This is a genomic window from Pseudoalteromonas sp. SaAl2 (assembly GCF_052947895.1).
On sequence record NZ_CM129605.1, the window covers coordinates 1532030 to 1553228 of the forward strand.

General features: G+C 40.4%; 21 protein-coding genes and 4 pseudogenes. 14 read left to right on the forward strand and 11 right to left on the reverse strand.

Going from position 1 to position 21199, the window contains the following annotated elements:
• The first annotated feature begins 45 nt into the window (after positions 1–45).
• Positions 46–435: a hypothetical protein gene (locus ACU8V8_RS07500; RefSeq protein WP_446889334.1), complete on the forward strand. Its 390-nt coding sequence runs from the start codon at positions 46–48 to the stop codon at positions 433–435.
• Positions 436–485: 50 nt separating this feature from the next.
• On the opposite strand, the pseudogene ACU8V8_RS07505 reads toward ACU8V8_RS07500, so the two are convergent.
• The 5 genes and pseudogenes from ACU8V8_RS07505 to ACU8V8_RS07525 form a co-directional block, all read right to left on the reverse strand.
• Positions 486–2211: pseudogene (locus ACU8V8_RS07505) on the reverse strand (proline--tRNA ligase).
• A gap of 90 nt (positions 2212–2301) precedes the next feature.
• Positions 2302–3007, reverse strand: a pseudogene (gene tsaA / locus ACU8V8_RS07510) (tRNA (N6-threonylcarbamoyladenosine(37)-N6)-methyltransferase TrmO).
• A 95-nt stretch (positions 3008–3102) separates the two neighbouring features.
• The gene (locus ACU8V8_RS07515) at positions 3103–3675 is read right to left on the reverse strand and encodes an outer membrane beta-barrel protein (protein WP_446889335.1); all 573 of its coding nucleotides are present in this window, start codon (positions 3673–3675) and stop codon (positions 3103–3105) included.
• A 237-nt stretch (positions 3676–3912) separates the two neighbouring features.
• On the reverse strand, positions 3913–4383 hold the full coding sequence (locus tag ACU8V8_RS07520; protein ID WP_087532169.1) for an acyl-CoA thioesterase: 471 nt from the start codon (positions 4381–4383) through the stop codon (positions 3913–3915).
• Positions 4384–4481: 98 nt separating this feature from the next.
• Positions 4482–6128 carry an electron transfer flavoprotein-ubiquinone oxidoreductase gene (locus ACU8V8_RS07525; protein WP_446889336.1) on the reverse strand — a complete coding sequence of 549 codons (1647 nt, stop codon included), beginning with the start codon at positions 6126–6128 and terminating at the stop codon, positions 4482–4484.
• A gap of 196 nt (positions 6129–6324) precedes the next feature.
• Here ACU8V8_RS07525 and ACU8V8_RS07530 point away from each other — a divergent pair.
• Together ACU8V8_RS07530 and ACU8V8_RS07535 are read left to right on the forward strand one after the other, a co-directional pair.
• Positions 6325–7075, forward strand: a pseudogene (locus ACU8V8_RS07530) (electron transfer flavoprotein subunit beta/FixA family protein).
• A gap of 1 nt (position 7076) precedes the next feature.
• Positions 7077–8004: pseudogene (locus ACU8V8_RS07535) on the forward strand (electron transfer flavoprotein subunit alpha/FixB family protein).
• 123 nt (positions 8005–8127) lie between these two features.
• Here the strand turns inward: ACU8V8_RS07535 and ACU8V8_RS07540 are convergent.
• The 5 genes from ACU8V8_RS07540 to ACU8V8_RS07560 form a co-directional block, all read right to left on the reverse strand.
• Complete coding sequence (locus ACU8V8_RS07540; RefSeq protein WP_446889337.1) at positions 8128–8688, reverse strand: DUF4872 domain-containing protein; 561 nt, start codon at positions 8686–8688, stop codon at positions 8128–8130.
• Positions 8685–9041 carry a BtrH N-terminal domain-containing protein gene (locus tag ACU8V8_RS07545; protein ID WP_446889338.1) on the reverse strand — a complete coding sequence of 119 codons (357 nt, stop codon included), beginning with the start codon at positions 9039–9041 and terminating at the stop codon, positions 8685–8687. The genes ACU8V8_RS07540 and ACU8V8_RS07545 overlap by 4 nt, the downstream gene beginning before the upstream one ends.
• A 102-nt stretch (positions 9042–9143) precedes the next feature.
• The gene (locus tag ACU8V8_RS07550; protein WP_087532164.1) at positions 9144–9545 is read right to left on the reverse strand and encodes a hypothetical protein; all 402 of its coding nucleotides are present in this window, start codon (positions 9543–9545) and stop codon (positions 9144–9146) included.
• Between the two features lie 12 nt (positions 9546–9557).
• A complete protein-coding gene (locus ACU8V8_RS07555; protein WP_446889339.1) occupies positions 9558–10712 on the reverse strand; it encodes a beta-ketoacyl-ACP synthase III in 1155 nt (384 codons plus the stop codon).
• A gap of 9 nt (positions 10713–10721) precedes the next feature.
• The gene (locus tag ACU8V8_RS07560) at positions 10722–11642 is read right to left on the reverse strand and encodes a dialkylrecorsinol condensing enzyme (RefSeq protein ID WP_446889340.1); all 921 of its coding nucleotides are present in this window, start codon (positions 11640–11642) and stop codon (positions 10722–10724) included.
• Positions 11643–11725: 83 nt separating this feature from the next.
• On the opposite strand from ACU8V8_RS07560, the gene ACU8V8_RS07565 reads away from it, so the two are divergent.
• Positions 11726–12166 carry a DUF2141 domain-containing protein gene (locus ACU8V8_RS07565; protein WP_087532161.1) on the forward strand — a complete coding sequence of 147 codons (441 nt, stop codon included), beginning with the start codon at positions 11726–11728 and terminating at the stop codon, positions 12164–12166.
• A 54-nt stretch (positions 12167–12220) separates the two neighbouring features.
• Here the strand turns inward: ACU8V8_RS07565 and ACU8V8_RS07570 are convergent, their stop codons facing one another.
• Positions 12221–13021, reverse strand: a complete 801-nt coding sequence (locus ACU8V8_RS07570) for a hypothetical protein (protein WP_446889341.1) — start codon at positions 13019–13021, stop codon at positions 12221–12223.
• Between the two features lie 260 nt (positions 13022–13281).
• Here ACU8V8_RS07570 and ACU8V8_RS07575 point away from each other — a divergent pair, with 260 nt between their 5' ends.
• The 10 genes from ACU8V8_RS07575 to ACU8V8_RS07620 all read left to right on the forward strand — a co-directional run bounded on the left by ACU8V8_RS07575 (position 13282) and on the right by ACU8V8_RS07620 (position 21148).
• Positions 13282–15315 (forward strand): FAD-dependent oxidoreductase, encoded by a 2034-nt coding sequence (locus tag ACU8V8_RS07575; RefSeq protein WP_446889342.1) that lies wholly within the window; start codon positions 13282–13284, stop codon positions 15313–15315.
• A 43-nt stretch (positions 15316–15358) separates the two neighbouring features.
• On the forward strand, positions 15359–16282 hold the full coding sequence (locus tag ACU8V8_RS07580; protein ID WP_446889343.1) for an ABC transporter ATP-binding protein: 924 nt from the start codon (positions 15359–15361) through the stop codon (positions 16280–16282).
• Positions 16276–17439, forward strand: a complete 1164-nt coding sequence (locus ACU8V8_RS07585) for an ABC transporter permease (RefSeq protein WP_446889344.1) — start codon at positions 16276–16278, stop codon at positions 17437–17439. Before ACU8V8_RS07580 ends, ACU8V8_RS07585 begins: the two co-directional genes overlap by 7 nt.
• A complete protein-coding gene (locus ACU8V8_RS07590) occupies positions 17430–17702 on the forward strand; it encodes an acyl carrier protein (RefSeq protein ID WP_446889345.1) in 273 nt (90 codons plus the stop codon). Before ACU8V8_RS07585 ends, ACU8V8_RS07590 begins: the two co-directional genes overlap by 10 nt.
• Positions 17702–18787, forward strand: a complete 1086-nt coding sequence (locus ACU8V8_RS07595) for a beta-ketoacyl synthase N-terminal-like domain-containing protein (RefSeq protein ID WP_446889346.1) — start codon at positions 17702–17704, stop codon at positions 18785–18787. The genes ACU8V8_RS07590 and ACU8V8_RS07595 overlap by 1 nt, the downstream gene beginning before the upstream one ends.
• Complete coding sequence (locus ACU8V8_RS07600; RefSeq protein ID WP_446889347.1) at positions 18788–19177, forward strand: hypothetical protein; 390 nt, start codon at positions 18788–18790, stop codon at positions 19175–19177. It begins immediately after the preceding gene.
• Between the two features lie 11 nt (positions 19178–19188).
• Positions 19189–19311 carry a hypothetical protein gene (locus ACU8V8_RS07605; protein ID WP_446889348.1) on the forward strand — a complete coding sequence of 41 codons (123 nt, stop codon included), beginning with the start codon at positions 19189–19191 and terminating at the stop codon, positions 19309–19311.
• Positions 19312–19393: 82 nt separating this feature from the next.
• Positions 19394–20125 (forward strand): beta-ketoacyl synthase chain length factor, encoded by a 732-nt coding sequence (locus tag ACU8V8_RS07610; RefSeq protein ID WP_446889349.1) that lies wholly within the window; start codon positions 19394–19396, stop codon positions 20123–20125.
• On the forward strand, positions 20104–20898 hold the full coding sequence (locus tag ACU8V8_RS07615) for a lysophospholipid acyltransferase family protein (RefSeq protein ID WP_446889350.1): 795 nt from the start codon (positions 20104–20106) through the stop codon (positions 20896–20898). Before ACU8V8_RS07610 ends, ACU8V8_RS07615 begins: the two co-directional genes overlap by 22 nt.
• Positions 20891–21148: a phosphopantetheine-binding protein gene (locus ACU8V8_RS07620; RefSeq protein WP_087532151.1), complete on the forward strand. Its 258-nt coding sequence runs from the start codon at positions 20891–20893 to the stop codon at positions 21146–21148. The genes ACU8V8_RS07615 and ACU8V8_RS07620 overlap by 8 nt, the downstream gene beginning before the upstream one ends.
• The last annotated feature ends 51 nt before the right edge of the window (positions 21149–21199 follow it).

The following is a 21199-nucleotide window of genomic DNA, read 5'->3' on the forward strand; positions in this document are numbered from 1 at the left end:
GACACTTTTACTAAATCTCTATGACAACTATAAAGATATTCAAATATGATAAAGATGATAGCCCTTAGCGTATCGCTGTTTACATTAATTGGTTGCCAACTAATTAACGAACATAAGTTACAAATTAATGCAGTTGAATTTAAAAATATAAGCGATCAGGTCATTGAGAATGTCACTTTATCTGTCATTTCTACAGGTGGCCATGTTTCTTGCAGTGTCGTCGATGCGAATAACCGTTGTGGGACAGGTTTTCCAACCAAAGGGTATAATGGAGAAATGCTTAGTGTCAGTTGGAGTAATCAACATAATAACTATTTTGAACAGCAATTTACTGTGCAACCACCCACAAGTTTTGATAGTAAAACTAATTATAAGTTAACGTTATTACTTAGCGAGGTTAGGCAGGTTGAAATAGCCGTGGAGGCAATTAAATAGTCAATAAAAAACCGCGTTAAGCGGTTTTTTAAAATGATGGCAGCAAATAATCAGGCGTTTAATGCAGCTTTAATTGTCTGCACAGCAGTATCTAAATCAAGTATAAGCTTTTCGCCTGTTTGGCGATTTTTCAGCTCAACTTTGTTTTCATCTAGATTACGTTCACCTATCACTAAAGTAAACGGTACCCCAAGTAATTCCATATCATTAAACATGACTCCTGGGCGGTTCTTTACGATCATCAAATAAAACGTCAAGCCCTGCAGCTTTTAGTTCATCGTAAAGGTTATTTGCAATATCTGGAATACGATGTGACTTATGCATATTCATCGGTACTATTGCCAAGTCAAATGGGGCAATTGGCTGTGGCCACTTAATACCATATTGGTCATTATTTTGTTCAATGGCAGCGGCAACAATACGTGAAACACCAATACCATAACAACCCATAGTCATAACTTGGTTTTTACCAGATTCGCTCAAGACACCAGCTTTCATCGCTTCTGAGTATTTTGTGCCTAGCTGGAAAATATGGCCTACTTCAATACCACGTTTAATTTGCAATGTACCTTGGCCACATGGACTCGGATCGCCCTCAACAACATTTCGTAGATCGGCTACTTCATAGTGTGTCACATCACGATCCCAGTTAATGCCGCTGTAATGTTCATCATCTTTGTTTGCACCCGCTACAAAGTCAGCCATTACATTGGCAGTACGATCAACAATTATTGGCATAGTCAAACCAACAGGGCCAAGGGAGCCTGGTTTTGCACCAATTGCAGCAACAATTTCTGCTTCAGGTGCCATTTCAAGTGGCGAATGTACTAGTGGGTGGTTTTGAGCCTTTAATTCGTTTAACTCATGATCGCCTCGCAGAACAAGGGCAACCAAACCACGTTGACCATTCTCATCAGCAACACCATATACAATCAGCGTTTTTACTGCACGATGAGGCTTCACGCCGTAGTGTTTTTTCAGCTCACTAATTGTTTTAGCATCCGGTGTTGGAAATGCTTTTAATTCTTTGCTTGAGGCAGGACGCTCTTCATTTGGTGCAAGCGCTTCTGCTTTTTCAATATTTGCTGCGTAGTCGCTAACATCACTAAAAGCAATCGCATCTTCACCAGACTCAGCAAGTACATGAAATTCATGTGATAAGCTACCACCAATTGACCCTGTGTCAGCTAATACCGGGCGATAATCTAAATTTAAACGCTCAAAAATATTACAATACGCTTTGTGCATAATTTGATATGTAGTATCAAGGCACTCTTCACTTAAGTGAAAAGAGTATGCATCCTTCATGGTAAATTCACGAGCCCGCATTACACCAAAACGAGGGCGACGTTCATCACGTACTTTAGTTTGTACTTGATAAAGTGTTAACGGAAGTTGCTTGTATGAACTTATTTCTTTACGAACAAAGTCAGTGATAACTTCTTCGTGAGTAGGGCCAAGCGCAAAAGGGCGGTTATGTCGGTCATTGAACCGAACTAGCTCATCACCAAACTGGTCCCAACGACCAGACTCTTGCCATAAGTCTGCAGGTTGAATAACAGGCATCAACATTTCAATTGCACCTGCTTTGTCCATTTCTTCACGAACGATATTTTCGACTTTACGTAACACGCGTAAACCAGAGGGTAGCCACGTATATAAACCCGACGCAACGCGGCGGATCATGCCGGCTCTAAGCATTAATTGATGCGATATTATTTCAGCATCAGACGGCGTTTCTTTAAGTGTAGCGAGTATATATTGACTGGTACGCATGTTTTTTCCGATAGTTATAAAATTATTATTTCAATAAGAGCCACAGTTTAGCAGCGGTTGCTTTTACACTAAAGCGCTAAGTGACATTTTCTATATTTTTTCTATATGACTGACATAGTTGTGTTCGTTATTAACTTGCCAGCGAATGTTAAATTCATATAAGGTCATGCCATAATTTTGCTCGCCATCTTTTTGTTTTTTATACGCGGGACGCGGGTCTTGCTTAAGCACATTTTCGATAAACTCTTTAAGCTCGGGATATTGCTTTTGCTGAGCAATAAATTGAGTAGCAGATTCACTAAAATCGACACTCATTTGTGTTTCTGGCCTTACATCAGCAAACCCTGCACTTGCATCGGTCATTGCATCAGAGTAAGGCAGATAAGGTTTGATGTCTAAAATTGGTGTGCCATCGAGTAAATCTATCCCAGAAAGTAACAAGCTGAGCTGACCATTTACATATTCGATACCTTCAAGCTTAACAGCGCTCATACCGATAGCGTTTGGTCGAAATGTAGCACGAGTGGCAAATACGCCTTTGCGGTCATTTCCTCCTAAGCGTGGCGGCCTTACCATAGCAGAGTAGCCTTTATCAGCCGTTTCATGAAAACGAAAAAGCAGCCAAATATGAGAAAAGTCATCCAAACCTCTGACAAATTCTTCCCGATTGAAATCAGCACAAAATACAAGTTTGGCCTTTGCTTGTGGTACTAATCTAGGTTGGCGGGGGGATTGCAAACTTTTGCTTATATGGAGAGTGAATATGGCCTACGGCCGTTAACTGATAGTCGCTCATAAAACCAATTTTTTGTTTATTTTGCGTTATTCTAACCGTAAAAGACAGAAAAAGGCAGCTGATGCTGCCTTTTAATATTAAACCGAGAGGTCTAATTAAAACATATACTGGACTGAGACAGAAGCTACGTCCATATCTGGATCAATATCGTCTTCTAATTTATAACGTTCATACTCTAAACGCATTTGAATATTTTGCGTAAACGCATACTCAATACCTGCACCATAGAACACATCGCCACCATCTTGATCAACCGACACACTTCCAATTGCAGGAATGTCCTGAGTTACTTCAGCATCCCACTCAAGCCAACCACCTTTTGCGTAAATTGAAAAGCTTTCTGTAAGTGGGGCTGCCAAGCGTGCTGCAAGCGACACACCATCAACCTCAGCATAACTATCGATATCACTTACTTCATCAAAATTCTGATAAGCAAGTTCTACACTCACGTATTTATTAAATTGAGCGCCCACGTAACCCTTTAGCATTTGTGAGTCGTCATCAAAGTCTGTATCGTTTTCTGAGTCTTCAAACTCAAAAGAATATTGTCCATAGCCGATACCAGTATAAATGCTCGGCATATCCATATCAGTTACTTCTGCGTGAGCCGCGTTGTTAAAACCAAATAGTGCAAGTGCAACAGCAGAAATTGAAAGTGATTTAATCATTTAATAGCTCCTTTACAAAATAAAAAATAAATAACTGATCGTTATTTGTCGTTTAGTCATTTGTTTAGGAGCATCTATTGTGCCAACAATAAACAGCTTAAAAAACCCTTCTATTTGTATGTTTTTAAATCGCTTTTGCTGTGTTTGCTGTTTTATTGATCACACGTTAAGTTTCATGGATGCAGCTTTTTCAAGGGAATTTGTAAGTTTTACTTGCTCAATGAATACCGTCAAGCTTTAAGGTGCTGATTTATGCAGTAGCGTTTCTGTTTCAATCGCAATTTCTTTCATTTTTATTGCATAGTTTTCCAGTTGCTTGTCGTCTTTTGTTACAGCAGTAAAAGGTGGAACTGCTACTGGATAGCCGGTTTCATCCATTGCAATGAAGCTAATAATACAATGATTTGTTTCAACTAAATTTTGAGTTTTAGGATCGCCACAACGCACTTGTATAAAAATTTGCATACTTGTTTTGCCAGTGTGCGCTATTTTAGCTTCAACTTCGACTATTTGACCCACAAGGATAGGGCGTCTAAATTTAACTCCAGCGACAGATACTGTGACGCAGTAATGTCCGCTCCAACCAGCGGCACAGGCATAACCTGCTTGGTCAATCCACTTCATGACAACACCGCCATGGACTTTCCCTCCAAAGTTCACATCGGTTGGTTCTGCTAAAAAACGAAATACGACACTTGATGACGGCATACTCTGACTCTCTTATTATTTCTCGACATTATTGAGCATAGCGCAAAAAAGGGGCCGAAGCCCCTGCAATTTAGGATTAGTTTATAAATTAGAGGTGTTTACATATTTGGGTAGTTAGGACCTCCAGCACCTTCAGGGGTGATCCAGGTTATGTTTTGGCTTGGATCTTTAATGTCACAGGTTTTACAATGCACGCAGTTTTGAGCATTAATAACAAACTCATCTTTGCCTTCAATTTCTTGTACTTCATAAACACCGGCAGGGCAGTAGCGCTGTGCCGGTTCATCAAATTTAACTAAATTAACCTCAATTGGAATAGCCGTGTTTTTTAACTGTAAATGGCACGGTTGCGATTCTTCATGATTGGTATTTGATAAAAACACCGAGGAGAGTTTATCAAAGCTAAGCTGACCATCTGGTTTTGGGTAATTAATTTTATCCACTGCATGTTGGTCAACTAATGTTGCATGATCGGGTGTATTGTCCTTGAAATTAAAAGGTAGGCCTCCGGCAAAAATATTTTGATCAAGGGTATTGTAAGCCCCGCCAATAAATTTCCCCAATTTATGCATAACTGGGCCGAAGTTTCGTGATTGATACAACTCTTTATATGCCCAGCTTAGTTTGAAGGCCTCTGAATACTGTTTTAAGTTAGTGTGTTGCTGGCCGCTTTCGATGGCTGAAAAAATAATCTCTGCTGCAATCATGCCTGACTTCATAGCCGTGTGATTGCCTTTAATTTTTGCAAAGTTCAGTGTACCTGCATCACAGCCGACTAATAAACCGCCAGGAAAGTGCATTTGGGGTAATGAGTGTAGTCCACCTTTGGCAATTGCCCGAGCACCATAAGCAATACGTTCACCCCCTTGGAGAACTTCTTTAAAGACTGGGTGATGTTTCATTCGTTGAAACTCATCAAATGGGCTTAAATGTGGATTTGAATAATTTAAATCCACAATCAAACCTACTACAACTTGGTTATTTTCGCTGTGGTACATGAATGCACCGCCATTAGTATCACTTGCTAATGGCCAGCCAGTACCGTGTACAACAGTCCCTTCTTTATGTTTAGATGGGTCTATTTGCCAAATTTCTTTAAATCCTAAACCATAATGTTGCGGTGAGGAATTCTTATCTAGTGCAAAATGATTGATTAGTTGTTTACCTAAGTGCCCACGGCAACCTTCTGCGAATACAGTGTATTTGGCGCGCAGCTCCATACCAGGCATATAACCATCTTTTTCATTGCCGTCTTTATCAACACCCATATCGCCAGTAATAATGCCTTTTACTGTATCATCTTCAACTATTAACGAGTGAGCACTAAAACCAGGGAAGATCTCGACGCCTAAATTTTCAGCTTGTTCAGCCAACCAGCGGCAAACATTTCCCATAGAGACAATATAATTACCTTCATTATGGAATGTTTTGGGAGTGGCAAAATGAGGAATAGAGGTTGCTTTATTTTCATTATTGAACCAATAAATCTCATCAGAAGTTACTTTTGTACTCACTGGTGCCCCTAATTCCTGCCAGTTCGGTAATAACTCATCTAAAGCGGTGGTTTCAAAAATAGCTCCAGAAAGTACATGGGCGCCGACCTCTGAGCCTTTTTCAACAACACAAATCATGCATTCTTGTTCTTTTTGTTGTGCTTGTTGCGCTAATTTAATCGCCGTTGATAGCCCCGCAGGACCGGCTCCCACGATAACTACATCAAATTCCATGGTTTCGCGTTCGACCATAATAACCTCTTGTGTGTGACGGACCTGCACCTTAAAACAAGGATATTTCATACTTGCAAATGAAACGTTACAGGCTTTGGATAGTTTAAGGTTATTTTAGGTTGACGTTTACGTCAACAGGAAGTAGTCTGAAATCATAAAATAAATAGGTTGACGTACACGTTAGCTTGTAGGTTTAAATAATCAGGGAGTTCCTATGAAAGTTCTCGTTCCAATAAAAAGAGTCATCGACTATAACGTTAAAGCTCGCGTTAAATCCGATAACAGCGACGTTGATCTAACTAATGTAAAAATGGCGATGAATCCATTTTGTGAAATTGCTATTGAAGAAGCTATCCGTTTAAAAGAAGCGGGGATTGCAACTGAGGTTGTCGCTGTGACTATCGGCACAAAAAGCTTCTCAAGAACAGCTTCGTACAGCGCTTGCACTCGGGGCAGATAAGGCCATTCATATTGAAACAGATGAAAAACTAGAATCACTTCATGTTGCTAAATTACTGGCTAAAATTGTTGAGCAAGAATCACCTGAGTTGGTTATTTTAGGTAAACAGTCAATCGATTCAGATAATAACCAAACAGGTCAAATGCTCGCTGCGCTAACAAATCGTGGGCAAGGTACGTTTGCATCAAAGGTTGATATCGAAAATGCAATGGTCAAAGTGACCCGTGAAGTGGATGGGGGCTTACAAACGGTAGAATTAAAACTACCCGCAATTGTCACTACTGATTTACGCTTGAACGAACCTCGTTATGCGTCATTACCTAATATTATGAAAGCCAAACGTAAGCCGCTTGAGGTAATTGCTGCCGACAGTTTAGGTGTTGATTTAGCGCCACGAACGCAATTGGTTTCAGTCTCAGAGCCAGCAAAACGCAGTGGTGGTATTATTGTTGATGATGTTGCCCAATTAGTTGAAAAACTAAAAACAGAAGCGAAGGTGATTTAACATGAAAACATTAGTAATAGCCGATCATGATAATGGTATTTTAAAACCAGAAACTTCTAAAACGATTAATGCGGCAGTGAAGTTAGGCAATCCAATAGATGTGTTAGTAGTTGGTGAAAATATCAATGAAATGGCTACTCAAGTTGCGTCAATCGATGGTGTAAGCAAGGTACTAGTAGCTGAACATTCAGTTTATGCCTGCCAATTAGCAGAAAATACCGCTGAGCTTGTTATATCACTTTCGGAAGATTATTCGCACATCGTTGCAAGTGCAACAACCACGGGTAAAAAACTTTATGCCACGGGTTGCAGCTTTATTAGATGTCGCTCAGATATCAGAAATTATTGATGTCGTGGATGCAGATACATTTAAGCGCCCGATTTATGCGGGTAATGCAATTGCGACTGTGAAATCGTTAGATAGTAAAAAAGTAATCACAGTGCGCGCAAGTAGCTTTGATTTACAAACAGAACAAGCTGCTGCACCAGTTTCAATTTTAGATAGCGCTATTAATAATCAATTAAGTAGCTTTGTTAGTGTTGAACAAACAGAGTCAGAGCGACCTGAATTAACGGCTGCCTCAGTAGTTATATCGGGTGGTCGTGGTATGCAAAATGGTGATAATTTCTCACTGCTGCATGGTATTGCGGATAAATTAGGTGCAGCAGTTGGTGCATCACGTGCTGCTGTTGATGCGGGTTTTGTACCAAACGACATGCAAGTGGGTCAAACAGGTAAAATCGTTGCACCTAACTTATATATTGCTGTAGGAATAAGTGGTGCGATCCAGCATCTAGCTGGTATGAAAGACTCAAAAGTCATTGTCGCAATAAATAAAGATCCAGATGCGCCAATTTTTCAAGTTGCTGATTATGGTCTAGTGGCTGATTTATTCGAGGTATTACCGCAACTCGAAACTGCCCTGTAAATTTAAATCTATTCTGGTTGTTAAAAGCTGTTGCACTTGTTAAGTGCGCAGCTTTTTTTCAAGTCAAATTATTTTAATTCTCTATAGAGCGGGTAATACCTAGATAAAAATTCATAATTATAGCTAGACAAGAGCATTTTGTAATAATTTACTTAACTTCGCTTCTTGCTCAGCAACTTGCTCTAATTTCGCTGCTATATCATGCAGAGTGACGTCGCTGCGTTTTTTACAGTATTTTACTGCTAACATGGCAAACTCGCGCCATAAATCACCTACCTGTGTTGTATGCTCTGCACACTCTTTTAATGCTGGGGTATTTGTCAGCTCGCTGGCTTGTACCAAAAAGCTGGCGTACATAAACCTAAAGCCAGCGCCACCGGTGCCAATTTCCTCTTGCATTCGTACGATGTGCGCTAAATATAAACGTGTATATTTTGCTGGCTTTTTATCAAGTTGACGTATTTGTTTTGCCATGTGGCGAATGCCTTTCAGGCCAAAGTAAGGTAACACTAGACCATTCATCATCTTAGCGGTTTTTTTGATTGCAGGCTTTATTGCTGGGGCTAAGTCACATTGGCTTGGCGCTGAGCGAATCACATACATTAAGCCTTTTGCAGCCAATGCACCTTTGGCAAAGCGGGCATTTTTTAAATCATCGTATGCGCAAGTAACAGGGTTTCTCAAAAAACCGGATCGCTGATCAAGTAATCACCTTGCTCGGTTTTACCATACACAACCAAATTATGGGCATTAAAGTGAAAGCGCATATCCTCAGGGAAGTAGGGTAACCAATAAACTGAGCTTTGCAGACCCACTAAATTGCCTTTTTCAAGCTCGTCATCTAGTGCTTGCATACCGGCTTCTGGAGTTGAAAACTTGCGGCTTTCTAATTCTATATTTAACTTTTTACATACCTTTTTGATGATGGTTTTTGGTGGCATGCGGTAGGCGATTAATGGCATACCACTAATTTTAACAAAAGGTAAATAAGCAAAAGTAAGCGCCGATGCAAGCCCAAATGCCATTGGCTCGCTCATGTCTATGCCTTTACTTTGCAATAGCGTAGCAACTACGCCAGTTTCACAATGCGAAGATTGCTGGTGGTTTATTGGTAAAAATAATATCAGGCATGAAAGTATCTATTGTGAGGGCAAAGTCAGCAATGCTTCGCGGCTAATTTTTAAGGTGTCGCAGTAGCGATTAAGTTTTTTATCAGACAATTTTGCAAACACCGCAGGGCGTAAATGACGTTTAATTTGCCATTGAAAAAAACCACTGGCGCCAGCGAGTGTGGGAATATCGAAGCGTCTAGCTAACATATGATAAGCTAATGGCGACACTTCACCACGTTGCGCTTGTGCTAGGGCTTCGTTGGTTTGCTCGTTTAAATCGTCAACAGCCAGTTGGGTGGCAAAACTTTCTACTTCCCAACCCGATGATTTTACGCCTTCATAATGGCCGCTCTCATCCACGGCGTAAACAAGTTTATTTTGGCCTTGATAGGTTTTACTGTTGTCTTGGGGCACATCGTGTTTTTTCACAGGCGACTCACATTATTTGTTAATAACGGTTAACTGCATAAAAGCACTAGAAAAACGGCCGCTTTCAGGTACATAACACAATAGTGTTTGTCCATCAGTTAATTGACCTGATTTAAACAGTTCATCAAGCATAATAAAGATCGACGCAGAGCCAGTATTGCCTTTTTGCGTTAAATTTGTGAACCATTTGTCGTACGGAATTTGGAAGTCTATATTGCAAAGCCCATCGAATAAACGCTCACGAAAATAACCCGAAGAATAATGCGGCAGGAAAAAGTCATAATCACAGGCTTTAATGCCTCGTTTTTGAACTATTTTACTCAGCGCGTCTTCTACGGTGTATTTTACAATATTTTCATTTAACAGTTTTACGTCTTGTTTTACTGATAAAATAGAGTGTTGTTCGCGCTCTTGTGAATCAAAACGTGTCCAGCTTTTAAGCTCACCGTCAACTTTTTCAGCGCCGGCATACATACAGGCTTCAAGTTGATCAGCATACGAAGTAACATCAATCCAGTCGATACGCAAAGATAAGCCGTGTTCGTTGGCTTTGTTACTTAATAATGCAGCACCGGCACCGTCTGAAAGCATCCAACGTAAAAAATCTTTTTCAAAGGCGATTTCAGGCTTTTGGTTTAGCATTGCAACTTTATGTTCGCTCTCAGCATTAAAATTACGCGAATGCATGACATTTGAGGCAAGCTCACTGGCTACCACTGCGCTGTGCTGGCTTTCACCTGCTTTTACATTTAAGTATGCGTATTTAAGTGCGGTGATCCCGCATAAACAAATACCAGCGGTTGAGACCACCTCAAGACTCGGGTTTTTAAGCTCGCCATGAACCATCACACCGTGATTAGGCATAATTTGATCAGCCATTGAGGTACTGGCAACTAAGCAATCTAGGTGTTCAAGTTGTGTGCCTTGCTGATTAAACAAACCACGCACTGCATCCGCAGCCAATGACGCATTGGTGTAGTTGTATTCACCGGTTTGTGGGTCAATGGCGTAGTATCTAGTTTTTATTTGGTTGCTTCGTAATATAACGGGTTTTGCGCGGGACCGTTGTCCGCCAACCTCACCTAAAACGACTTCCATTTCTTTATTGCTTACAGGACTATTGGGTAAGACAGCGTGTAAGTTATTTATATATACAGCATTTTCCATAACGGACGGTTACTCTCCAGATGGCTCAGCAAAATAGGCTTTTTGCTTGGCTATTCTTTTTCTAGTTAAGGGGGCAATTAATTTTTTTATTAGTGCTGTTATTGGTACAACAGTAATGATTAAGGTCAGCAAAAATAACACATAGATCAATAGCCCACAACTTCGGCGCGTTGAATGCATCGGGCCAAGTGTAGTTAAAATTTTACTCCATATTCTAAAGCTATGCTGGCCTACACGTTCGCTGGCTATAAACTTTTCGTTCACCTTGACTGCGCCTAATCCTTTAAGCACGGGTTGCTCTAATTTTTGTTCAGACTCTAAGGCTAATAAGGCTTTTTTGATAGCAACACCAAAACGACTTGCTGCGGTTATTTCGTGCTCTGCTACACCCGCCGCTGGCACCCAAGATACTGATTTCTTTTTTCCTGAAAACATCCAAAGTGGTGTGGCTAAAAAGCTAAAACCGGTGCCGCATTCATCGCTTAGTACCACATTATCAATGAGCTTAGCGTTTACATTACTCAGTAGTTGTTTCATTTTCTCTTGCGCGCTTAGCCACATACCGCGACAACCAATTACGGTAATAACAGGTTTATTGTTGAGCAGCTTAATCGCTTGTTCAGACTGCATAAACGAAGATATAGGTAACGAAGGCGATAAAAACCATACTTGGTAAGTTAAAATTACCAAATCGTAGTCATCATGCTCAGGCTCTATGAGCTCCATTGGTTGTGGAGTCATTTTTACGCATTCAGGAAAAATATGAAAAAAGGTTAAAAACGGCCAAGGGAAAGGAAAAGGCTGACTCGGTTTTAAATTAAGGTAGTCGACAACTATATCGTCACCAGCTTTAATCGGTGCGACTATAGAGTCTGCTATTTGAGTGAGTTGACCCGTTTGCGAATAGTGAATAACGAGGACTTTACGCATCCTTTAACCTTTTGTAACTTCCTAAAAGTCCGCTATTATACCTAGATATAGGTACTCAAGCCATAGAAAGGAGCGTATAGGGCATGAAAAAATTCATTGGATTATTAGTCTTATGCTTAATGATGAGCCAAAGTGTCGCGGGGGAGCTGCACACACTTAAGCTATCGTTAGCAAAATTTAAACAGGTCACTGGCACGGTGCATTATCAAATTCTTGATTGCAGCAATGTGGCCTTGAGTTGGGAAAAGTTACCTAATTTACTCACCCAACAAGTAGCCGTTTCAGCCAGCTCACTTGAGCAGTCAACTTCACTGCAAGCAGGCAGCTATTGTGTACGCTTTTTTCAGGATTTAAATGGCAATGGTGAGCTAGATTTAGCTGCCAGCTCGATACCCAAAGAGCCAGTTGGTTTTTCAAATAACCCTAATTTGATGTTTGGCCAGCCATCCCCAGAAGATACTGTCTTTGAACTTAACCAAGATAGCGATATTCGCATCAAGGTTAATAATAAAAAACGCCGCTAAAATGCGGCGTTGTTATTAAGGTTTGTTGAGCTTATAACGTCTACAGACCCTGTATTATTGTAGTTGTTTTTCGACTTTGACTAGGTCAACCGTACCTGCCTGATAATAGGGGCCTTTGCCTTCTATTTCGTCAGGACAATGCTTGCGCACTGCGCGAATAGGGCTATTTTCTTCGGCATCTTCAATTAAGGCTTTGTAGCGACCGTTTTTATCTGTTGCTAAGGCTTTACATACCCATGCAAGTGTATCATATTGCTTTTGATTGCCTGTTTTAAAATTTTGTGCAAAATACTCCGCCAATATATCACCAACTTGTTCAGAGGGAATGCCAGAGGCAGAGTACTGTCTAGCTAGTATCATTATCTCATTTAAATTTCCGCTTGCAATGTCATTAATAGCAAGCTTTTCAATACTATTTTTCGAAACTTTAGACCCTTTTTCAATTCTGATAGTTTCGAAGTTTACACTACCCGATTTGAATTGTTTGCTGAGTTTAGATGGAGTGCTGTTTAATGCTTTTCCTGCGTATTTACGTAATTTTTTATTTTGAGAGTTATTCATTACTTCTTTGAGTAAGTCTTTATAGCGACTTGTACCGGTTTCACCTAAAGCGCGACAGGCCCAAGCAATTGTATCAACCTCATTATTCGTGGACGCACTCATATAGTTATCTACAACGTATTGCGCTAATATATCTAATAATTCTGAGTTACTATTGTGATTTGAAACTAATGATTTTGAAGCTATTTTAATTTGAGAAAGTTTGCCGGATATAATACGATCATAATCGCGCTGCTCTATTGTTGTAAGGGCAAATGCTGAGCTTGATAAGGTTGCTAATGTTAAGCCAACCAATAAAGGCTTGAATGAAAACATAACCATTCCTTGTTGGTAGAATAAAATAAAATCAATAAAAACAGAGGGTACAAACGTTTTTATCCGTTAATTGAGTTTATCATAATGCCGGTTTAGCTATTCAACAAGCCCTTATTTTTAATTTTGCCTATAAAATGTACTGTTTAATATGCTGAGAAGAAAATTAGTGGGTAATTTTTGCAGTCATTATTAAAGCTTGCTACTCTAGCGCGGTTTTGTACCACAGTTGTGTAGTTTGTATGTCATTCAGTCGATTATTTACCCCTTATAATTTAGCTTTTACTACGCTGAAAAACCGCGTGGTAATGGGGTCTATGCATACAAATTTAGAAGAGCTACCAGATGGCTTCACTCGCCTTGCTGCTTTTTACGGTGAACGTGCACAGGGTGGGGTCGGTTTAATAATCACTGGGGGGATTTCACCGAATCCCGAAGGCATACTGGCACCGAATAGAAGTGTACTTGATTGCCAAACTGGGGTGGCACAGCATAAGCTCATAACAGATGCCGTAAAACAACACGGTACTAAAATATGCATGCAAATACTCCACGCCGGTCGTTATGGCTATCAGCCTCAGCAAGTTGCGCCTTCGGCCATTCAGGCACCGATCAGTCCTTACACGCCAAAAGAATTAACCACCGCTGAAATAGAAAAACAAATTAATGATTTTGCGCAATGTGCAAAACTCGCTAAACAAGCAGGCTATGATGGCGTTGAGATCATGGGCTCAGAAGGTTATTTAATTAACCAGTTTATTGTTAAAGCGACCAATAAGCGTATTGATGAGTGGGGCGGGTGTTATGAAAATCGTATCCGTTTTGCGATTGAAATTGTAAAACAGGTTCGCCAAGCCGTAGGCCCTGAATTTTTATTAGTATTTAGGTTGTCATTACTGGATTTAGTTGCAGATGGCAGCACTTTTGCTGAGGTATTACAGCTTGCACATGCGCTTGAAGATGCAGGAGTCGATATGCTCAACTCAGGCATAGGCTGGCATGAGTCACGCGTGCCGACCATTGTAACCAGTGTTCCTAGGGCGCTATTTACGTCATTGAGCCAACGTTTAAAGGCGGCGGTTTCGGTGCCGGTGATCACCAGTAATCGTATCAATACCCCGGAAGTCGCAGAGCAATTATTAGCGGACGAACACGCTGACTTTATTTCCATGGCGCGACCATTTTTAGCTGATAGCCAATTTGTTGCCAAAGCACATAACAAGCAAAGTGCACAGATCAATACCTGTATAGCGTGTAACCAAGCTTGCCTCGATAATATTTTTGTTAATTTACCCGCTACATGCATCGTTAATCCTCGCGCATGTAATGAAACCTTAATGCCGACAGTTAAAGCTACACAAAGTAAACAGATAGCAATTATCGGCGGTGGGGCTGCGGGCATGGCCTGCGCAATTTATGCTGCTGAGCGAGGCCATAAAGTGAGCTTGTTTGAACAAAGCAACCAGCTGGGTGGGCAACTTTTATTAGCGGCAAATATTCCGGGTAAAGAAGAGTTTAAAGAAACATTACGGTATTTTAAAAATCGTTTATCGAGCCTTAATGTTAAAGTTTGCATGAATACACAAGCGGATACTGCAACCTTGGCTCAGTTTGATCATTGTGTTGTTGCTACTGGGGTAAAGGGCTATACACCTGATATTGTGGGAATTGACGACCCGAAAGTGGTCGGCTATCAAGCAGTGTTAGATGGCAGTGTACCAATTAAAGGCAGTGTGGCGATTGTCGGCTCTGGTGGCATAGGTTTTGACGTTGCAAGTTTTATTACTGGCAATCAATCTGGACACAGTGTGCAACAATCTGCGCAGGGTTTTTCGAATCAGTGGGGCATTGATTTAACGGTGAATTCACCAGGTGGTGTGATAAATAAACAGCCGAAAGCCGACAGTGCTGATACAGCACCTAAAGTGTACTTATTACAGCGAAAATTACGAAAGCATGGGGCTGACTTGGGGAAAACCACAGGTTGGATCCACCGTGAACATTTAAAACATCAAGGTGTTAAGATGTTAGCTGCGGTAAATTACACTAAAATTGATCAACAAGGGTTACATATCAGTGTACGAAAAAGAGAGCGGATTTTGGCGGTTGACCATGTTGTGATTTGTAGTGGGCAAGAACCCGTATTACCTTGCAATCATCAGCAGCTAGATGAACTCTCTATTCCTGTAAGCTATATTGGTGGTGCATTAAAAGCCGAAAAACTAGATTTACAACGGGCTATTGGCGAGGCGTTTCACCTTGCGCAACGTTTATAATTAAAATAACAACAAGGACAGTAATCATGGCGCAGGATACCTTATGGCAAAAATAGCACCTATCATGCTCGAATTACAACAACTTAGCTTTGCTTACAAAGGGGCTGAACGGTTGACAGTTGATGCTGTCTCATTGCAGTTAAAACAAGGTACATGCACCGCTATTTTAGGTCCAAATGGCGCAGGTAAATCGACATTAATTTCGTTAATGACTGGCTTGTTAGCCCCTGTTGCTGGACGGATAGAGTACCCGCATTATCAACAGTTAAGCCTAAAACAAGCAATAGCAAAAAAAGTGGCTTTAGTACCACAAGATTTTGCCTTTTATGAAGAGCTAACTGTGTATGATAATCTTGCTTTTTTTGTTTCAATAAGTGAAAAAAATCGCCGTCTACATGCGCAGTATATTGAATCCGCAATTGCAGCCTGCAATTTACAAGCGGTTTCGAATAAACGTGCAAGTACACTTTCAGGTGGCTATAAACGGCGTTTAAATATCGCAATCGCACTAAGCAAACAACCTGATATTATATTTTTAGATGAGCCGACTGTGGGTATCGATCCGCTCTCTCGTGATGGCATTATTAGTTTGTTGCAGGATTTAAAAAAACAAGGAAAAACCTTGGTTTATACCTCACACTTGTTGTATGAAGTGGCGCAATTATGTGACGATGTAGTGTTTATAAAAAACGGTAAAATTGTCGCGAACCAAGCTATTAACAGTGCTCAACTCACGCTTAACTTTACTACTAAAAACCGTTTATCTCAGGCGCAGTTAGCGTTATTTACAGAGCAATTAACAGTGATTAGTGAGGCTCACTATCAGTTGACTATTTCAGACACCAAGCTACTTGGCAGTCTTTTTAGCGCTCTAAGTCAGCTCAGTGATGAAATAAAGTCTGTTAATTTTTCTGATAACCAAATTGAGCAGCTTTATCGGGCGTTGTTTTCGGAGCAGGCATGTTAATTCACACACTGAAAAAAGAAGCGCGCTTAATTGCTAATGATTTACACAGTTTAGCTGTATTATTACTTATGCCTATCGTGTTCATGGTGATTATGACCATGGCAAGTAGTCAGTCACAACAAAGTATACAGCAGAACTTGATACTGTCAGTGGCGGGTGAAAATAATAGCCAACACAGCCTGGTTATTACTAAGTTACTGCAAGCACAAGGGTTTACCATTAGCGCTAATAAAAGCAGAACCGAGCAAGTCAGTCAGTTGATTATCAACCCGCAGTTTGATCAACAAATCCTTATGCGCCAAGGTACAAGCCAGTTACAATTTATTATAAGTGATGATCTTGCCCCACAAACACGTTTATTACTGCGAGAAAAAGTTAAAGCGTGTTTAGCCCAACTGAAACTTTATTTATATATGCTCGAAACCGGTGATTTAAACGCCGATGACGTTATTGATGAGCAAATAAACGCAGTAATAACAGCATCTGATGTCAATTATTTACTTGCCAATACGCCAGTAAAAGCGCTACACAACCCAGCATTAAACAGTATTCCCGCATGGTGGGTGTTTGGCGTGTATTTTATTGTTCTACCAATCTCTTTAACTTTTATAAACGAGCGAAATAATGGCACCTTAGTGCGGTTAAAAACCTACCCTATTAGCATGGCGCGTTATTTTTATAATAAAGCATGCGCCTATACACTCGTGAGCTTAGTGCAAACAGTGTTATTAGCGTTAATAGGCTGCGTGGTGATCCCTTTTTGTTTAGATTTGCCGCTATTATCACTAAACAGCTTTAGCTTGTCTGTGATTGCGTTAATCACTTTGAGTGTTGCGGCTATTTCATTTGCATTATTTTTAGCCAGTTTAGTATCAAGCTATGAGCAAGCTATTGTTATTGGGGGAGGGGTGAATATCATCCTAGCGGCATTGAGTGGCTTTATGGTGCCGCTTGAGATCATGCCAAGCAATCTTGCCGCTCTGGCAAATGGTTCGCCTATGTATTGGTCAGCACAAATTTTAAGGCTGATAATGGGCGAGACAATGACACACAGTTTTTGGCATTACAGCGTATTACTTTGGGGTTTTTCATTGTCATGCTTTAGTGCCGCACTATGGATATTTAATAAAAAAATGAGGAATTTGACATGGAATTAGCCGAGCTAAAACTACAATTAAAGCAGCTGATTATAACCGAATGTGACAAAGAGGATGATTTTTCCCCTGAAGACATTATCGACTCAGAGCCTTTATTTGGCAGTAAGTCACGCATAAATTTAGACTCATTAGATGCGTTACAGTTATCTTTAGTACTAAAGCAGCATTTTGGTATTAAAGTTGAGGGCTCGAAAGAAACCCGTAAACATTTACAGTCTATTGATACTATTGTTGATTTTATTGTTAGTGAGCGCGCTAAATAATGACTTTACGCAGTGTCTATTTAAATGCTAGTGAAGTTATGTGTGCAGCGCTAGGCACTGAAACAAGCAATAGCGTGGTGACTAATGAAAGTGAAATAGTGGCGTTTAAATCATTTAGAGATGAAATAGACAACAGTCCGTTTGGCGACATTTTAGCTTACTTTGATCAATTGCTATTACCGCTGTTTGCAAAACTTTCATTAACTGCTGAAGATCTTAAAACGACATCTTTGTTTTTAGGTTCGACATCATTAGATATCAGTGCAGTTGATATTGGTGCCAGTGGTGAACTTTGGCTCTCTACTACCAACAAAATAAATCGTGCTTTAGTTCAGCGTTATGGCCTCAATGACTTAGAATTTACTTTTAGTACGGCCTGTACCGCTAGCGCTAATGCATGTTTATACGCAACACGCTTAATTGCACAAGGTAAAATAGACAATGCGTTAGTCATTGGCTGTGAGTTTTATAATCCTTTAACAGTCGAAGGATTTAAGTCGCTAGATTTGATTAGTCAATCTGGTTTAGCTGCATTTGCTAAAGGGCGCTCCGGTCTGGTGTTAGGAGAAGGCCTTGCTGCATTATACCTATCTGCAAACGCAGCTGAGCAGTGTCAGTTTAAGTTATTAGGTGGTGCTTCTGCGTGTGATACTTACAGTTTAACTATGACGCAAGAAGACGGCACCCATATTGCGCAAGTGATCAGCGATGCGCTTAGCGATGCCGGTATTAGCGCTGACGATATTGATGTTGTAAAGGTTCATGGCACAGCAACGCTTGGTAACGATGAAGCAGAGTGCAACGCCTTAATAAGGGTTTTTAACCAGCACCAACCGCCTTTAATCGCTTTCAAGCCTTTTACAGGTCACACCTTGGGAGCATGTGGTGTTATTGAAATAGCCTTGTACCAGCAATGTCAGCAACAACAAAATTACGCAGTGGCAAGTTATGCCCACGATAGCAAAGAATTAATGTGGCCGTTTTATGTAAAGCCAGACTTTACTCAGGTGAACACAGTGCTACTTAATTACTTTGGTTTTGGCGGAAATAACGCAGCATTAGTGATGCAAAGGCATAAGGCTTAGATGATGAACGTACTTGCAAACTCATTAGTTAGTTTAGATAAATCACTGGATATAAAAGCACTGCGCCAGCAAATAAAACAAGAGACAGGTTTAACAGTTCGTAGAATGGATGCATTTACACTGATTGCCTTACTGGCCGTGTTTAGGGCAAAACAGGGCGTTGATTTAACCTCGAGGATTGGCTTGTACAGTTGCGCTGATTATTTTTCTAGTGATTTAATGCAATCTATGTTGCTTGACGTGCACAACCGTGAAGCCATTAAGCCGCTTAGCTTTGTAGCGAGTGTGGGCAATGCTGCTAATTACTACCTTGCCAGTGCTTACTCTATTACTGGGCCTAATCTATTCATTGGCTCGGATAAGTTAGGCATGAAAAAAATCAATTGCTAGCGCAGGCTGATATGCAAAGTGGGATCATTGATATTGCTATCTTAGTAGTGTGGCAAGAAGATGACAAAACACGGCAATGTTCAGTTAAAATTATAGAAAACGCGGATTTTTCCAGCGAACGTGATAAAGATTAGTGTGTTTCCCTTGAATCAGAACATGCACAACTGTAGAATCTAGCCTCTTTTTGTCATCACCTTTGTAATAAGGATTGTTACGTTGAAATTTGCTATAAAAAAATGCATAGCGTGGGGCGACGGTAAAACCAGCGCCGAGGATTGGTATGCGTTTGCTAATAACGATAGTCTAAACACTGAAACGTTAACACTTCCTGAATTAAAACAAATGCCTGCTATGCAGCGCAGACGTCTTAGTCCATTTGCTAAATTAACGCTGCACTGCGCACTTGCTGCCAGTGAATCCTATGAACAAACAGTACCCAGCGTATTTTCGTCTCGTCATGGTGATTTACATAAAACAAGCAAATTAATTGCTGATGTGGCAAATAAAGAAGCTTTGTCTCCAACCCACTTTGGCTTATCTGTTCATAATGCTGTAGGTGGTTTATTTAGCATATTTACTGGTAATAAAGCGCCTTTGTCTGCAGTGTCGGCGGGCGAAGATAGTTTTTTTATGGGCTTGGTTGATGCGGTCTCAAAATTACATGCTTACAATTATGATCGTATTTTATATGTATATAGCGATTTAGCCGTACCTGAGCAATACCAACCTTATGTACAGCAAAGTCCTGATAATGTCGCTGTGGCTTTATTAATCGAGAAAAGCACATCACATGCATGCGTTAATTTAGAGTTTACCAGCCATGACCTGCCTAACAGTGCTGAGTCATCACACTTACAGGCATTGGCGTTTTTGCGTTTTTATTATTCAAACAATCAACAGTTAGCCATTGAGTCAAAGCGCTATCAATGGCGGTTAAGCCGCGTATGAGAGCCGCATTCATAAAACTATACCGCGTAATAGCAACAGGCAGTGCGTTTGCCTTATTTAGCGGTGGGGGCTTGGTTTTATCGGTTTTGGTGTTTTCGATTCAACGCTTACTTTATGCTGATATAAACCAACGAAATCAAGCCGCGCGCACAGCGGTGCATTATTCGTTTAAATTCTTTGTCGGTTATATGCGCCTCGTTGGTATTTTACGAATTGATCTTGATAAATTAGATACAATAAAAAATGCGAAAGGGCAGCTAATTATTGCTAATCACCCTTCTTTAATTGATGTGGTGGTGCTTATTTCGATAGTCAGAAATGCCGATTGTGTCGTCAAAGCAGACCTTTGGAAAAATCCATTCTTAAAAGGAGTGGTAAAGGCTACGGGCTATATTAACAATGATGCTGATCCTGAATATTTTTTAAATCAGTGTCAGCAAAGTTTTGCCCGTGGTAATAACTTGATTGTATTCCCTGAAGGCACGCGAAGTGTACCCGGTCAGCCATGGAAATTTAAACGAGGTGTAGCAAATATAGCCCTTCGTACTGAAGTCGATATGCTGCCAATTTTGATAGATGTATCACCGGTCACGCTGACCAAGGGGCAAAAGTGGTATCAAGTGACAGATCGTCGCTTTACCTTTAAAATGCGCGTGCTACCGATTTATGAGATAAAACCTTATTTACAAGGTGATCATGTAACGAACACCGTTAGACAACTAACACGCGACTTACAAGCTTATTTTAACGAGGAAAAATTAAAACATGAGTGATTTAAGCACTGAAGTAAAACAACTAATCATTGAAACTCTTGACCTAGAAGATATCGAAGCATCAGATATTAATGATGATGAAGCATTATTCGTCGATGGTTTAGGCCTTGATTCTATTGATGCACTTGAATTAGGTGTTGCGATTAAAAAAGCTTATGACGTAAAAATTGATGGTAATACCGACGACAGTAAAAAGCATTTTTACTCGGTTAAAACCTTATGTGATTTTATTGCCTCAACACGGGCATAATAAACGGCAGTCACTCTGCATTGTTTGGAAGTAACTATGAGTAATGAAAAC